The 14,341-nt window shown below is 71.8% G+C and carries 13 protein-coding genes; 12 read left to right on the top strand and 1 reads right to left on the bottom strand.

Annotated features, from left to right (window positions below; all coding sequences use genetic code 11):
• Positions 1 to 18 precede the first annotated feature (18 nt).
• From SMIR_RS17025 to kynU, 7 genes are all read left to right on the top strand, one after another.
• Positions 19 to 807 (top strand): aldose epimerase family protein, encoded by a 789-nt coding sequence (locus SMIR_RS17025; RefSeq protein ID WP_168493979.1) that lies wholly within the window; start codon positions 19 to 21, stop codon positions 805 to 807.
• Between the two features lie 10 nt (positions 808 to 817).
• Complete coding sequence (pyrE, locus tag SMIR_RS17020; RefSeq protein ID WP_075033060.1) at positions 818 to 1,366, top strand: orotate phosphoribosyltransferase; 549 nt, start codon at positions 818 to 820, stop codon at positions 1,364 to 1,366.
• 185 nt (positions 1,367 to 1,551) lie between these two features.
• The gene (gene fbaA, locus SMIR_RS17015; RefSeq protein WP_060901612.1) at positions 1,552 to 2,574 is read left to right on the top strand and encodes a class II fructose-bisphosphate aldolase; all 1,023 of its coding nucleotides are present in this window, start codon (positions 1,552 to 1,554) and stop codon (positions 2,572 to 2,574) included.
• A gap of 105 nt (positions 2,575 to 2,679) precedes the next feature.
• Positions 2,680 to 4,197, top strand: coding sequence for an MFS transporter (locus tag SMIR_RS17010; protein ID WP_168493981.1), 1,518 nt, complete (start codon positions 2,680 to 2,682; stop codon positions 4,195 to 4,197).
• A 113-nt stretch (positions 4,198 to 4,310) separates the two neighbouring features.
• Positions 4,311 to 4,724, top strand: coding sequence for a DUF3151 domain-containing protein (locus tag SMIR_RS17005; protein WP_054231350.1), 414 nt, complete (start codon positions 4,311 to 4,313; stop codon positions 4,722 to 4,724).
• Between the two features lie 237 nt (positions 4,725 to 4,961).
• Positions 4,962 to 5,810: a tryptophan 2,3-dioxygenase family protein gene (locus tag SMIR_RS17000; protein ID WP_101399512.1), complete on the top strand. Its 849-nt coding sequence runs from the start codon at positions 4,962 to 4,964 to the stop codon at positions 5,808 to 5,810.
• Positions 5,803 to 7,056, top strand: coding sequence for a kynureninase (kynU, locus tag SMIR_RS16995; protein ID WP_168493984.1), 1,254 nt, complete (start codon positions 5,803 to 5,805; stop codon positions 7,054 to 7,056). Before SMIR_RS17000 ends, kynU begins: the two co-directional genes overlap by 8 nt.
• A gap of 583 nt (positions 7,057 to 7,639) precedes the next feature.
• Here kynU and SMIR_RS16990 read toward each other — a convergent pair.
• Complete coding sequence (locus SMIR_RS16990; protein ID WP_248003041.1) at positions 7,640 to 8,188, bottom strand: TetR/AcrR family transcriptional regulator; 549 nt, start codon at positions 8,186 to 8,188, stop codon at positions 7,640 to 7,642.
• Positions 8,189 to 8,553: 365 nt separating this feature from the next.
• Here SMIR_RS16990 and SMIR_RS16985 point away from each other — a divergent pair, with 365 nt between their 5' ends.
• The 5 genes from SMIR_RS16985 (at position 8,554) to SMIR_RS16965 (ending at position 14,264) form a co-directional block, all read left to right on the top strand.
• Positions 8,554 to 9,432, top strand: a complete 879-nt coding sequence (locus tag SMIR_RS16985) for an alpha/beta hydrolase (RefSeq protein ID WP_168493989.1) — start codon at positions 8,554 to 8,556, stop codon at positions 9,430 to 9,432.
• Positions 9,433 to 9,571: 139 nt separating this feature from the next.
• Entirely contained in the window at positions 9,572 to 10,762 is a 1,191-nt protein-coding gene (locus tag SMIR_RS16980) for an alpha/beta hydrolase (protein ID WP_212727173.1), read from the top strand.
• A gap of 169 nt (positions 10,763 to 10,931) precedes the next feature.
• On the top strand, positions 10,932 to 12,110 hold the full coding sequence (locus tag SMIR_RS16975) for an acyltransferase family protein (protein ID WP_248003685.1): 1,179 nt from the start codon (positions 10,932 to 10,934) through the stop codon (positions 12,108 to 12,110).
• A 10-nt stretch (positions 12,111 to 12,120) separates the two neighbouring features.
• The gene (locus SMIR_RS16970; RefSeq protein ID WP_422664438.1) at positions 12,121 to 13,593 is read left to right on the top strand and encodes a sensor histidine kinase; all 1,473 of its coding nucleotides are present in this window, start codon (positions 12,121 to 12,123) and stop codon (positions 13,591 to 13,593) included.
• Entirely contained in the window at positions 13,590 to 14,264 is a 675-nt protein-coding gene (locus SMIR_RS16965) for a response regulator (protein ID WP_054231356.1), read from the top strand. Before SMIR_RS16970 ends, SMIR_RS16965 begins: the two co-directional genes overlap by 4 nt.
• Positions 14,265 to 14,341: the final 77 nt, after the last annotated feature.

The following is a 14,341-nucleotide window of genomic DNA, read 5'->3' as shown; positions in this document are numbered from 1 at the left end:
CCCAGTAGGGTCAACTCCGTGAGTAACGAAGACATCACGCTGACCGCGGGCGACGCGGAAGTGACCGTCACACCGGGCAACGGCGGACGGATCGGCAGTCTACGAATCGGCGACGCCGAACTACTGCGACAGGGACAGAAGTTCGGCTGCTTCCCGATGGTCCCGTGGTGCGGGAGAATTCGCGACGGCCGGTTCCTGGACGGCGCCACGGTCCAGCAGATGCCGCTCAACGCCCCACCGCATGCCATCCACGGCACCGCCCGGGACGGCGCCTGGCGCACCGCCCGCACCAGCAAGTCCGAGGCCGTGATCACGTACGACCTCGTGGCCCCCTGGCCCCACCCCGGCCGCGTCACCCAGCTCTTCACCCTGACCGAGGACGCCTTCACGGTCACGATGTCCGTGGAGACGTACGAGGACTCGTTCCCCGCCCAGGTCGGCTGGCACCCGTGGTTCAACAGGAGCCTGGGCCAAGAAGACGTCCAGGTCGACTTCACCCCGGCCTGGCAGGAGGAACGCGGCGAGGACCACCTGCCCACCGGCCACCGCATCGAGCCGAAGCCCAGCCCCTGGGACGACTGCTTCGGCATGCCCGACGGCGTCGACGTCACGCTCACCTGGCCGGGACAGCTGGAGCTGAAGGTGGCCAGCAGGGAGGAGTGGGTGGTGGTGTACGACGAGCAGGAGGCCGCCGTGTGCGTCGAACCGCAGACCGGCCCGCCCAACGGGCTGAACATCCACCCGCGCCTGGTCACCCCCATCGACCCCCTGGAGGCGACCATGACCTGGAGCTGGCGGCGCCTCTAAGCTGGCGGACATGAGTGACGTACGCGGCGCGCTGCTGCAGCAGATCAAGGACAAGGCCGTGGTGCACGGCAAGGTGACCCTCTCGTCGGGCAAGGAAGCCGACTACTACATCGACCTTCGCCGGATCACGCTCGACGGTGTGGCCGCGCCGCTCGTCGGTCAGGTCATGCTCGACCTGACCGACGAACTCGACTACGAGGCCGTCGGCGGTCTGACCCTCGGAGCGGACCCGGTCGCGACCGCGATGCTGCACGCCTCCGCCGCGCGCGGGAAGACGCTGGACGCCTTTGTCGTGCGCAAGGCCGGCAAGGCCCACGGCCTCCAGCGTCGCATCGAGGGTGCCGAGGTCAAGGGGCGCCGTGTCCTGGCGGTCGAGGACACCTCCACCACCGGTGGCTCGGTGCTGACCGCGGTGGAGGCGCTGCGCGAAGCCGGTGCCGAGGTCGTCGCCGTGGCCACGATCGTGGACCGGGACACCGGTGCCGCCGAGGCCGTCGCAGAGAAGGCCGGAGTGCCGTACCTCTTCGCCTACTCCAAGACGGATCTCGGCCTGGACTAGGGCCCGGCACGGGACCCCGCAGAAACTCGGGGTCCCGTATCCCGGACAGGGTGTCTGGAGCATCCGGCCAAGTCTGGAAAGATGGGGCCGACGATGACGTCGCCCCCCTAGGTCAGGGCCGTAAGCACCAGTCCCGTCGTGCCGCAGCAGCGGTACGCAGACCCGCACATACAAGGAGCGGACAGATGCCCATCGCAACCCCCGAGGTCTACAACGAGATGCTCGACCGGGCGAAGGCAGGCAAGTTCGCCTACCCGGCCATCAACGTGACCTCCTCCCAGACCCTGCACGCTGCACTGCGCGGCTTCGCGGAGGCGGAGAGCGACGGCATCATCCAGATGTCCACCGGTGGTGCGGAGTTCCTCGGCGGCCAGCACAAGAAGGACATGGTGACCGGCGCCGTCGCGCTCGCCGAGTTCGCGCACATCGTCGCCGCCAAGTACGACATCACCGTCGCGCTGCACACGGACCACTGCCCCAAGGACAAGCTGGACACGTACGTACGTCCGCTGCTCGACATCTCCGCCGAGCGCGTCGCCAAGGGCGAGAACCCGCTGTTCCAGTCGCACATGTGGGACGGCTCCGCCGAGACCCTCGCCGACAACCTGGCCATCGCCCAGGAGCTGCTCGCCAAGGCCGCCGCCGCGAAGATCATCCTCGAGGTCGAGATCACCCCGACCGGCGGTGAGGAGGACGGCGTCAGCCACGAGATCAACGACTCCCTCTACACCACCGTCGACGACGCGCTGCGCACCGCCGAGGCCCTCGGCCTGGGCGAGAAGGGCCGCTACCTGCTGGCCGCGTCCTTCGGCAACGTGCACGGCGTCTACAAGCCGGGCAACGTCGTCCTGCGCCCCGACCTTCTGAAGGAGCTGAACGACGGCGTCGCCGCCAAGTACGGCAAGCCGTCCCCGTTCGACTTCGTCTTCCACGGCGGCTCCGGCTCCACGGCCGAGGAGATCGCCACCGCGCTGGAGAACGGCGTCGTGAAGATGAACCTCGACACCGACACCCAGTACGCCTTCACGCGTCCGGTCGCGGACCACATGTTCAAGAACTACGACGGTGTCCTGAAGGTCGACGGCGAGGTCGGCTCCAAGAAGACCTACGACCCGCGCACCTGGGGCAAGCTCGCCGAGGCGGGCATGGCGGGCCGTGTCACCGAGGCGTGCGAGATGCTGCGCTCCGCGGGCAACAAGCTCAAGTAGTCACCCGGGTTCCCCCGGTCGGTCACCCGGTTTCCCCCGGTCCGGACCGTACGAGAAAGGGCTCGGCACCCCCACGGTGCCGGGCCCTTCCGTATGCTCCGAGGTATGGCTGCGCCTCTGCAGAAGACATCGGGTGAGGGAGCGGGACCGGGTCCCCATGTGCGGATCTCCAGCCCCACCGGCAAGTGGATCCTGCTGACCACCGTCCTCGGCTCCAGCATGGCCATGCTGGACTCGACGGTCGTCAACGTCGCGCTGCCCACGATCGGCCGTGACCTGGGCACGGGCCTCGCGGCACTCCAGTGGACCGTGAACGCGTACATGCTGACCCTCGCGGGCCTGATCCTGCTCGGCGGGTCACTCGGCGACCGCTTCGGACGGCGCAAGATCTTCGTCCTCGGCGTGGTGTGGTTCGCCTCCGCCTCGCTGCTGTGCGGTCTGGCGCCGACCGGGGGCGTACTGATCGCGGCCCGCGCCCTGCAGGGAATCGGCGGCGCACTGCTCACCCCCGGTTCGCTCGCGATCATCCAGGCGTCCTTCCACCCGGACGACCGGGCCAGGGCCGTCGGCCTGTGGTCGGGCTTCGGCGGCGTCGGCGCGGCGGTCGGCCCGTTCCTGGGCGGCTGGCTGGTGGACGGTCCCGGCTGGCGCTGGGTCTTCCTGCTCAACGTTCCGGTGGCGCTGATCTGCGCCCCCATCGCCGTGCGCCACGTCCCCGAGTCGTCCGACGGCCGTGCGCACGGCCGGGGCTTCGACGTCCTGGGCGCCGTCCTGGGCGCCCTGGCGCTCGCCCTGGTGACGTACGCCCTGATCGAGGCCACGAGCGGTTCCGTACTGGTCTGGGTGTCGGCGGTCGGGGGCGTGGCGGCCGGCGTGGCCTTCGTGTACGTCGAGCGGCGCCGCCCCGACCCGATGATGCCGCCGGACATCTTCTCGTCGCGGCAGTTCACGGCCGTCAACCTCGTCACGCTGTGCGTGTACGCGGCCTTCGGCGGCTTCTTCTTCCTGACCGCGCTCCAGCTCCAGGTCGTGGCGGGCTACTCGGCCCTGGGCGCCGGTACGGCACTGCTGCCCACGACCGTCCTGATGCTGCTCTTCTCCGCCCGCTCCGGCGAGCTCGCCCAGCGCATCGGCCCGCGCATCCCGCTCACCGTCGGCCCGCTGCTGTGCGCGACGGGCATGCTGCTCATGCTGCGGGTGGGCCCGCACGCCTCGTACCTCGGCGATGTGCTTCCCGCGCTGGTGGTGATGGGCGCGGGCATGGTGACCCTGGTCGCGCCCCTGACAGCGACCGTCCTCGCCTCCGTGGACGCCGGGCGGGCGGGCCTGGCCAGCGGGATCAACAACGCGGCGGCCCGGGCGGCCGGACTGATCGCGGTGGCCGCGCTGCCGCTGCTGGCCGGGATGGGCCCGGAGGCGTACCGCTCGGCGGACGCCTTCAACGCCGCCTTCCGGCGTGCGATGCCCCTGTGCGCCGGGGTGCTGGTCGTCGGGGCGGTGCTGGCCTTCACGACCGTACGCCGCCCGGCCCCCGACTGCCGACGTCCCCAGTGCCGCACGCACGGCTGTGTGACGGCCCCACCACTGGAGCCTTCGCGCCCGCGCCCGCCCCAGCCTCAGTGAGACCGGAAGGCGGGGCAGCCCGTCGTGTCTCCCGTCGTGGCTCCGGGGCGGCTGCTCGGGCGCCGGGTACCCCGTTCGGCACAACCCCCGGAGGGTGCCGCAGACTGGAACGTATGACGATTCACGAGAACCTCCTCGGGGGCCCGCCCCCGACTCACCTCCCCGACGACCCGGAGCCGCGCGAGCTCCTCGCGAACGGCACGGCGCCCGCGGATGTCGCCGCCAAGTACCCCACCTCCTCGCTCGCCTGGGCCCAGCTGGCCGACGACGCGTTCGAGCGAGGCAGTGTCGTCGAGTCGTACGCCTACGCCCGTACGGGCTACCACCGCGGCCTGGACTCCCTGCGCCGGGGCGGCTGGAAGGGCCACGGACCGGTGCCCTGGGAGCACGAGCCGAACCGCGGCTTTCTGCGCGCCCTGCACGCCCTCGCCCGCGCCGCGCAGGCGATCGGCGAGCAGGAGGAGTACGAGCGCTGCAGCCAGTTCCTGAAGGACTCCTCGCCGACGGCGGCGCAGACGCTGGGCTGAGTCCTCCCAGGGGGTGGCCGAGTCCTTCCAGGGAGTGGCCGAGTCCTCCCAGGGTGTACCCGTCGTATGGCCGTCCGGGTGTACTCGCAGGTCATACGGGTCCGCCTGGTCGATGTGACCGGGCGGACCTTGCGGTTTCGGGTGACGATTGTGGAGGATGCCCGGTGGGGACCGGGGCCCCCGTGTCGAAAACGGCAGGGGCGGACCGCTACCCGGAGTACGCATCAGGAGACAGCGATGTCGTCCCAGCAGGCTCAGCCCGTCGAGGCTCAGGAGCCCGAGACCCCGCATCTCGACTTCCAAGGAACGACCCCGTACGAGGACTATGTCCAGGCGGACGTTCTGACCCACCTCCAGCACACCCTCTCCGACGACCCCGGAGAGATGGTCTTCCTGGTCACCACCCAGGTCATGGAGCTGTGGTTCACGGTCATCGTCCACGAGTGGGAGACCGCGGCGAACGCGCTCCGCGAGGACCGGGTGCCCGTCGCGGTGGCCGCCCTGAAGCGGTCCGTACGGGAGCTGGAGGCGCTGAACGCCTCCTGGCGGCCCCTCGCCCAGCTCACCCCCGCCCAGTTCAACTCCTACCGCTCGGCCCTCGGCGAGGGCTCCGGCTTCCAGTCCGCGATGTACCGCCGGATGGAGTTCCTGCTCGGCGAGAAGTCCGCGTCCATGCTGGTCCCGCACCGGGGCGCGCCGCGTGTGCACGCCGAGCTGGAGAAGGCACTGCACGAACCGAGCCTCTACGACGAGGTCCTGAGGCTGCTCGCGCGAAGCGGCCACGCGGTCCCGAAGTCCGTACTGGACCGGGACGTGTCCCAGCGCTACGAGTCCTCACCGGAGGTGGAGGCGGTGTGGACGGCCCTGTACGCGGGCGACGAGCATGACGAACTCGCCCGCCTCGGTGAGGCGTTGACGGACGTCGCCGAACTGGTGTGGCGATGGCGCAACGACCATCTCGTCGCGACGCGCCGCGCGATGGGCGCGAAGACGGGCACGGGCGGCTCCGCCGGGGTGGCCTGGCTGGAGAAGCGGGCGCAGAAGAACGTGTTCCCCGAGCTGTGGACGGCGAGGTCTCATGTCTGAGCGGTCTGAACGGTCCGAGCGGTCTGAACCGGGTGTCTCCGAGCGGTCCGACCTGTACGTCAGGGCCGTCGAACTGGACGCCTCCGACGAACTCGCCAAACTGCGTGCGCAGTTCGTCCTGGACGACGTGGTGTACCTCGACGGGAACTCACTCGGCGCGCTCCCGGCGTCGGTCCCCGGCCGGATCGACGACGTCGTACGCCGCCAGTGGGGCGAACTGCGCATCCGCTCCTGGGAGGAGAGCGGCTGGTGGACGGCGCCGGAACGGATCGGCGACCGGATCGCGCCGCTGGTCGGGGCGGCCCCCGGCCAGATCGTGGTGGGCGACTCCACGAGCGTGAACGTCTTCAAGGCCCTGGTGGGAGCGGTCCGTCTGGCCGCCTTGTCCTCCGACGGGCGTGACGAGATCATCGTCGACGCGACGACGTTCCCGACGGACGGCTACATCGCGGCGTCCGCGGCCCGCCTGACAGGCTGCGAACTGCGTCCCTTGGACCCGTCGGAGGTCCCCTCCGCACTCGGCCCCCGCACAGCGGCGGTGTTGCTGAACCACGTCGACTACCGCACCGGCCGTCTGCACGACCTCCCGGCCCTCACGTCCGCGATCCACGACGCGGGTGCCCTGGCGGTCTGGGACCTGTGCCACAGCGCCGGGGCCCTGCCGGTGGACCTCGACCGCCACGGGGTCGACCTCGCGGTCGGCTGCACGTACAAGTACCTGAACGGAGGCCCGGGCTCCCCGGCGTACCTCTACGTCCGCGCCGACCTCCAGCCCCGCTTCGACTCCCCACTCCCCGGCTGGAACTCCCACGCCGACCCGTTCGGCATGAGCCCCGCCTACGAACCGGCCCCGGGCGCCCTGCGGGGCCGCGTCGGCACCCCGGACATCCTCTCCATGCTGGCCCTGGAGGCCGCGCTGGAGGTGTGGGAGAGCGTCTCGATCGACTCCGTCCGCACCAAGTCCCTCGCCCTGACCGACTTCTTCCTGGAATGCGTCGAGGCGTACGTCCCCCGGGGCCGCGTCGAGTCCCTGACCCCCTCCACCCACGCCGAACGCGGCAGCCAGGTCGCCCTGCGCTGCGCGGACGCGGGCGAGGTGATGAAGCGCCTGATCGAACGGGGCGTCGTAGGCGACTTCCGCCACCCCGACGTCCTCCGCTTCGGCTTCACCCCCCTGTACGTGGGCTTCGGGGACGTGGAACGGGCGGCGCGGGTACTGGGGGAGACGGTGAGCGAGGGGGCGTAGCCCGCTGCTTTGGTTGCCTGCGGATGGGTGGGGGCCGATCGCGCGGTTCCCCGCGCCCCTGGGACCGGGGCTGCGCCCCGGATCCCCGCCCGGCCGCAGTCGTTGGGGTGGGGGCCGGTGGGGGCCGGTGGGGGCCGGTGCGGGCCGGTGGGGGCCGGTCGCGCGGTTCCCCGCGACCCTGAGAGCCTCGGGCCGTCCGGTGTCCGAGGGGCGAGACCGCAGCCGGCACCCCACCCACCCCTCATCGCCAGCCCGTCCGGCGTTTGAGGCCGAGGCCGTTCAGGCATTCGGGGGTCTGGGGCGGAATCCTGCGGGGTCCGGGCCGCGGCCCCGCGGGGGGTTTGGGCCGGAGTCCTGCGAGGGTTCGGGCCACGGCCCTGTGGGGGTTTGGGGCGGAGTCCTGCGGGGGTCCTGGGGGCGGCAGCCCCCGGTGGGGTGCGGGGGCGGAGCCCCTGGCGGGGTGCGGGCCCTGCGGGGGGTGCCGGGGCGTAGCCCCGGGTGGGGTTGAAGGGGCGGAGCCCCTGGGGATGGGTCGGGTAGGGGCGGCGGGGGCGATCAACCCCGGGCCGACCCCCACGCCGGTTCACTCCCCGACGACGTACACCCCCGCCACCGCCGCAGCAAACGCCCCTTCCGCCGCCCGCACGGCAGCCCCCTCGTCCGGCACCACTCCAACAGTCAGCAACGAGTAATAGAGCGGCGCCGACACCGCCCGTACGACCACCGCCGCATCGGTCCCCACAGGCAGCTCCCCCCGAGCCACCCCCTCCTCGACACACGGCACCCACTCACTCACCCGCACGTCATAGAACCGCCGCAATGCCTCCGCCGTACGCACATCGCACGTCGCCGCGGCGATCACGGCCCGAAACAGCGCCCCCTGCCGAGGATCGGCCAACGTCCGCCGCACCAACGCGGCGTTGGCCCGCAGATCACCACGTACGGACCCGGTCTCCGTACGCGGCGACGACTGCTCCGCCATGTCACTCAGCAGATCGGCCACGAGCCCCGTCACCGACCCCCACCGCCGGTACACCGTCGTCTTCCCGACCTCCGCCCGCCGTGCCACATCGGCGAGATCGAGATGCGCGAACCCCTCCTCGGCGAGTACATCCCCCGCGGCACGCAACACGGCCGCACGAACCCGGGCGGTACGCCCACCAGGACGTACGGTGCCGGGTTCACCAGGACGTAGGGTGCCGGGTTCACCAGGATGTACGGTGCCGGGTTCACCAGGACGTACGGTGCCGGGTTCACCAGGACCCACGAGGCCGGGCTCGCCACGACCTACGGTGCCGGACTCGGCGGACATGACGGACTCCTTAGCAATACCGTTCGCGTGACCCCACCCAGCGTAACGAAACACCAGATCCGTTTACCCCTCACCGAGCGTGACATCCGGGTGTAGACGCACGTCACGGGCCTGATACCGTCCCCGCCAACGGCCGAATTCACTCCTGGTCCGCCAAATCCGTTTCACCGCTGAGAGGTTGGAGCATGCCGGACGACGCCGCAGCACGGGACGCCGCCGAGGAGGCCTCGGCCTTCTCCCACCCGCCGGTCGACCCCGACGTCACCGCCACGTACGGCGACCATCCCGACCAGGTGATCGACTTCTACACCCCGCGCGAACCCGACCCCGAGGTTCCCGCCCCGCTGGTGATCGTCCTGCACGGCGGCGCCTGGCGCGCCCCGTACGACCGTCGCCACATCACCCCGTTCGCGGACTACCTGGCCCGCCGGGGCTTCGCCGTGGCCAACGTGGAGTACCGCCGGGGCGCCGCGATCCCCGCGCAGGGCGGTGGGGGCCCGGTCGCGGGCCGCTGGCCGGACACCTTCGACGACATCGCGGCCGCACTCGACGCGCTGCCGGCGCTCGCCCGCGAGCATCTGCCGCGGGCGGACCTCCGCCGCACGGTGATCACCGGCCACTCGGCCGGCGGCCACCTCGCCCTGTGGGCCGCCGCCCGTCACGTCCTGCCCGTCGACGCTCCTTGGCGCACCGACCGCCCCGCTCCGCTGCGCGGTGTCGTGGCCCTCGCCCCGATCGCGGACTTCGCGGTCGCCGAGAAACTGAACGTCTGCTCCGGAGCCTCCCGCCAACTCCTCGGCGGCGAGGCCAGGTTCGCGGAGCGGCAGCCGTACGCCGACCCGGCGTTCCTGCTTCCCACCGGCATCGCCACGACCCTCGTGCAGGGCCGCACCGACGTCGTCGTCCCGGAGGCGGTCGCCGAGTCGTACGCGGAGGCGGCGGCGAGGGCGGGCGAGGTGGTGGGTCTGACGCTCCTGGAGGACGTGGGCCACTTCCCGCTGATCGACCCGGCGGCGGACGCGTGCGCGGTGGTGGCCGAGGAGATCGCCCAACTGGCTTGGTAGCGTCCCCCGGTCATACCCGTAGTACCTGAGAGCTACCTCCAAGATGAGCTCCCTGGCGGGACGCGAATGACACGTCACGATCCGTAACTTCCCATCCAGAGGCGCCCGATGAGCGGGCGGACCGGACGGGAAGGACGCCATGGAGCTCCGGGGGAAGCCGACCGCGGCGGAAAGGGCGACACAAGCCACCCAGACGGCACCGCCTCGTGAACCGTCCAGTCCACCACCCGAGCCGACGGAGTCATCCGAGCCGGTACGGCCGGCCCCGCCAGCTCGACCGGCGGAGCCCTCGGCCTCCACCCCCCGTTTCCGGTTCCTCCGGCGCCTGAGCCGCACCCTGCTCGCCGCGCTGGTCACGGCCGCCGTGGTCGTCCCCGTCTCCGCCGCGGCCCGCCCCCGGATCCCCGCCCCGGCCCCCGCCGCCCTCGCCCCGCCGACGACAGCGACGCTGGACGAGGCGTACACGGCGAACCGGGCGAACGCCGCGGAGGCGTCCCGCATGGCCACCGCCCACGGCGACCGCACCCGCGCTGTCGCGGACCACGCCATGGCAGCCCCCTCCCGCCACTTCCTCTCCTTCGACGGGCGCGGCCAGGGCCTGGCCGTCGAGGTCCTCGGCGACCTCGCCCACGCGGACCGCGTCGCGGTGCTGGTCCCGGGTTCCGACACGACCTTGGAGACCTACGGCCGCTTCCGAGCAGGAGCGGCAGCCCTCCAAGACCGCCTCAACAGCCTCGACCGTCGCCACGGATCCCACGGATCCCACGGATCCCACGGATCCCACGGATCCCACGGATCCACCTCACGTCCGCATACGGCGGTCATCGCCTGGCTCGGCTACGAGACACCGGGCACGTTCAGCACCACGGTCCTGACGACCGGCCGTGCCGAGGACGCGGCCCCGCAGCTGAAGGGGTTCATACGCGAACTGCGGGGCGTCGTCGGCGAGAAGGCGCACGTCTCCCTGCTGTGCCACTCGTACGGCACGGTCGTCTGCGGTCGCGCGGCGCACGGGCTGGACGCGGACGACATCGCCCTCATCGGCAGCCCGGGCACGGGCGCGGACTCCGTGGCGGCACTGCGCACCTCCGCTCGGATCTGGGCGGCCCGAGGCGCCGACGACTGGATCGTGAACGTGCCGCACGTCCACGCAGGCCTCTTCGGCACCACCGTCGGCTTCGGCGCCGACCCGGTGTCCCCGGCCTTCGGCGCCCACGTCTTCGCGGCGGGCACCGGCGGCCACAGCGACTACTTCAAACCGGGCTCCGTGTCCTTGGACAACCTCGCCCGGATCGTCCTCGGAGACACCTCGGAGGTAACCCGTGCGTGAGTCGATGGTCCGTAAGCCGATGGTTCATGAACAGGCGGCCGCCCGCCGAACGACCGCACAGAACGCACAGAACGCACCGACCACACCGACCACACCGCCCGCACCGAAGCGCCGCACACGCCCCTCCGCTGCCACGCGCACGGTCGCCCTGCGCACCGCCACCCACGCCATAGGAGACGGCGCCCGCCGTATCGACGCCGCCACCCCCGCGGAGCGGGACCGCGCGGTCGACGCCCTGCGCGCCTTCGCGATCCTCGGCGTGGTCCTGGGCCACTGGCTGGTGACGGCCCTGGTCGCGGACGGCGGCGCGCTGCACACGGCGAGCCCGTTGCAGCACATGCCGTGGCTGGCCCCCATCTCCTGGGTCTTCCAGACACTCGCGGTGTTCTTCCTGGTGGGCGGCCATGTGGCGACGAAGAGCTATACGTCGGCGCGGGCGCGTGGCACGACGTACGGACAGTGGCTGCGCGCCCGTCTCACACGGCTCTTCAAACCCGTGGCCGCGGTCCTGACGCTCTGGACGGTGGCCACCGTCGGCCTGCTCGCGTCGGGCACCGGAGTCGGTACGGTCCACACCCTCGTCAAACTCGCCCTGTCCCCGCTGTGGTTCCTCCTGGTCTTCGCGGGACTGACGGCCGCGACGCCCCTGCTCACCCGGCTCAACCCGCTGTGGCCGCTGGCCGTCGTTCTCCACGTGGACCTGATGCGTTTCGGACTCGGCGGCCCGTCCTGGCTCGGCTGGGTGAACGTGGCGGCGGGCTGGATGGTCCCGTACACGCTGGGCGCGGCCTGGACGCGCGGCGAGTTGGACCGGCGGCGTGCGGGCTGGGTGCTGCTCCTGTGCGGCGCGGCGGCGACCGCGGCGCTGGTGATGTGGGCCGGCTACCCGGCGTCGATGGTCGGCGTCCCGGGCGCGGCGGTCTCGAACCTGAACCCGCCGACGCTGGCCGCGGTCACCTTCGGCATGGCCCAGTGCGGCCTCGCTCTTCTGCTGCGCGAGTCGTTGCGCCGGTGGATGCGGCGGCCCCTGGCGTGGGCTGCGGTGGCCCTGGTCAATCTGTCGGCGATGACGATATTCCTCTGGCACCAGACGTCCATGATGGCGGTCACCGCCGTGGGCCTGTCGGCGGGAAGGCTGCCCGGTCTGCACATGGTTCCCGACGGTTTGGGCTGGGTGGCTGCCCGCCTCGCCTGGCTTCCGGTCTTCGCCTTCGCGCTCGGCGTCTGCTGGGTCGCCTTTCGCTCCTACGAACAAGGTCCGCGCCGCCGTCCCGGCCGTCCCTCCAGGGTCGTTCGCGTCCACCGTCGTGGTGGTCCGGCGGGGTCACGAACGGCCCGCCGTGCCTAGGGTTGATCACGTGACCAGCGCCGAGCCGAGGCCCCCGAGCAGCGAGCCGAGCAGCGAGCCGACCCGTGCGCTCCTGCGTGAAGTCCTCACCGACCTCACCTCACCGTCGGCGGCCCCGCTGCCCCCGCTGTCCCGGCCTCGTTGGCTGCGCTGGCTGCCGCACGTGGTGCTGTGCCTGATCGCGCTCGGGCTCGCACTCGCGGGCGTGGCCGAGCTGAACGACACCTACCGACTCGGCGTCCCGCTGGGTGAGGTGACCGGGGCCGCGCAGGGCGTCGCGATCGCCCTCGCCCTGCGGCGGCCCGTGCCGGCCTGGTGGCTGTCGCTGGGCGCCACGCTCCTGGCCGCCGCCGGGGCCAGGTCGCACATGATGGCGGACATCCGAGCGCCGCGCCCCGACTGGCCGTGGAGTTCGCCCGCGCTGGTCGCGCAGGCCTTCGTGCTCTTCCTGCTGGCGCTGCGGCTGCCCACACGGGTGGCCATCGGCGCGCTGTCCGTGACCGCCCTGCTGACGTACGTCATGCAGGGCCTGGTCGGCGGACAGCTGTACCACTCGACGGGGTTCCTGGCGGTCGTCGTCTTCGCCGCGGTGGTCCTCCTCGGCATCGCCCTGCGCGGCCGCCGCGAGGCCCGCACCCAGCTCGTCGAACAGGCCTCGCAGACCGAGGAGGAGCGTGCCCGCCGCACCGTCCTGGAGGAGCGCAGCCGGATCGCGCGCGAGCTGCACGACGTGGTCGCCCACCACATGTCGGTGATCTCCATCCAGGCCCAGGTCGCTCCGCACCTGGTCGAGAACCCCTCCGACGAACTGAAGGAGAACCTCGAGGGCATCCGGCAGAACGCCCTGGAGGCGCTCACCGAGCTGCGCCGCGTCCTCGGCGTGCTGCGCTCCGAGAACCCCGAGGACCCGTACGGCCTCGGTGCCGGCACCGGTGCCGCCCCCAACTCCCCGCAGCCCACGCTCGACCGCCTCGACGCCCTCGTCGAGAACACCCGCGTCGCCGGTCTCCAGGTGACCACGGAGATCACCGGTGAGCAGCTCCCGCTGCCGCCCGGCGTGGAGCTGTCGGCGTACCGGATCATCCAGGAGGCACTGAGCAACGCGCTGCGGCACGCGCCCGGTTCGGTGGTCCGCGTCGAGCTGTGGCACTTCCCGCGCGGGCTGCAGGTGCGGGTGATCAATTCCAGACCCGAGCGTCCCGCCCCGCCGTCCCCGGGCGCGGGGCACGGGCTGCTCGGCATGCGGGAGCGCGCCGCGATGCTGGGCGGCACCCTCGTGACCTCCGAGACCGCGCACGGCGGTTTCGTGGTGGCGGCCTTCCTGCCCCGCGACGGCGCGGTCACGGGCGACGCCCCCTCCACCGACCTTTCCCCTCCCCCTACCACCGACCCTTCGTCTGCCCCTTCCCCTGCCCCTTCCCCCGCCACCTCCCCATCCACCGACGTCGATCGCCCAGGCCGCACAGGAGACGAGAGCCGATGACGAGCAGCACCATCCGCGTACTGATCGCCGACGACCAGCAGATGGTCCGCCAGGGTTTCACCGTGCTGCTCAACACCCAGCCCGACATCGAGGTGGTCGGCCAGGCGGTCGACGGCCTGGACGCGATCGCCAAGGTCGCCGAACTCGCCCCGGACGTCGTGCTGATGGACATCCGTATGCCCGAACTCGGCGGCATCGACGCGACCAGACGCATCACCGGCGAGACCCCGCACATCAAGGTGCTGGTGCTCACCACCTTCGACCTCGACGAGTACGTGTACGAGGCGCTGCGTGCCGGCGCCTCCGGGTTCCTGCTCAAGGACGCGTCCGCCGACCAGCTGGCCGAGGCGGTACGGGTGGTGGCGGCGGGCGACGCGTTGCTCGCCCCCGGGATCACCCGCCGTCTCATCGCCGAGTTCTCCCGCCTGGACTCCACACCCCGTGCCCCGCTCAAGCAGCGCGTGGGCGAGCTGACCGAGCGGGAGACGGAGGTGCTGGCCCTCATCGCGCAGGGCCTGTCGAACGCGGAGATCGCCGAGCGCCTGGTCGTCGCCGAGCAGACCGTGAAGACCCATGTGGGCCGCATCCTGGTGAAACTGGGCCTGCGCGACCGCACCCAGGCCGCGGTCTTCGCCTACGAGTCGGGCCTGGTACGCCCGTCCGGCTACTGAGCCCGCGGACTTCCGCGCCCACCCCGTCCCCCGGGTGCCCCCCCGGATCCGTCTTGGGGGACACCCGGGGATACCCG

The organism is Streptomyces mirabilis (genome assembly GCF_018310535.1).
Lineage (GTDB): Bacteria > Actinomycetota > Actinomycetes > Streptomycetales > Streptomycetaceae > Streptomyces.
This window is presented reverse-complemented; position numbering and strand designations above follow the sequence as displayed.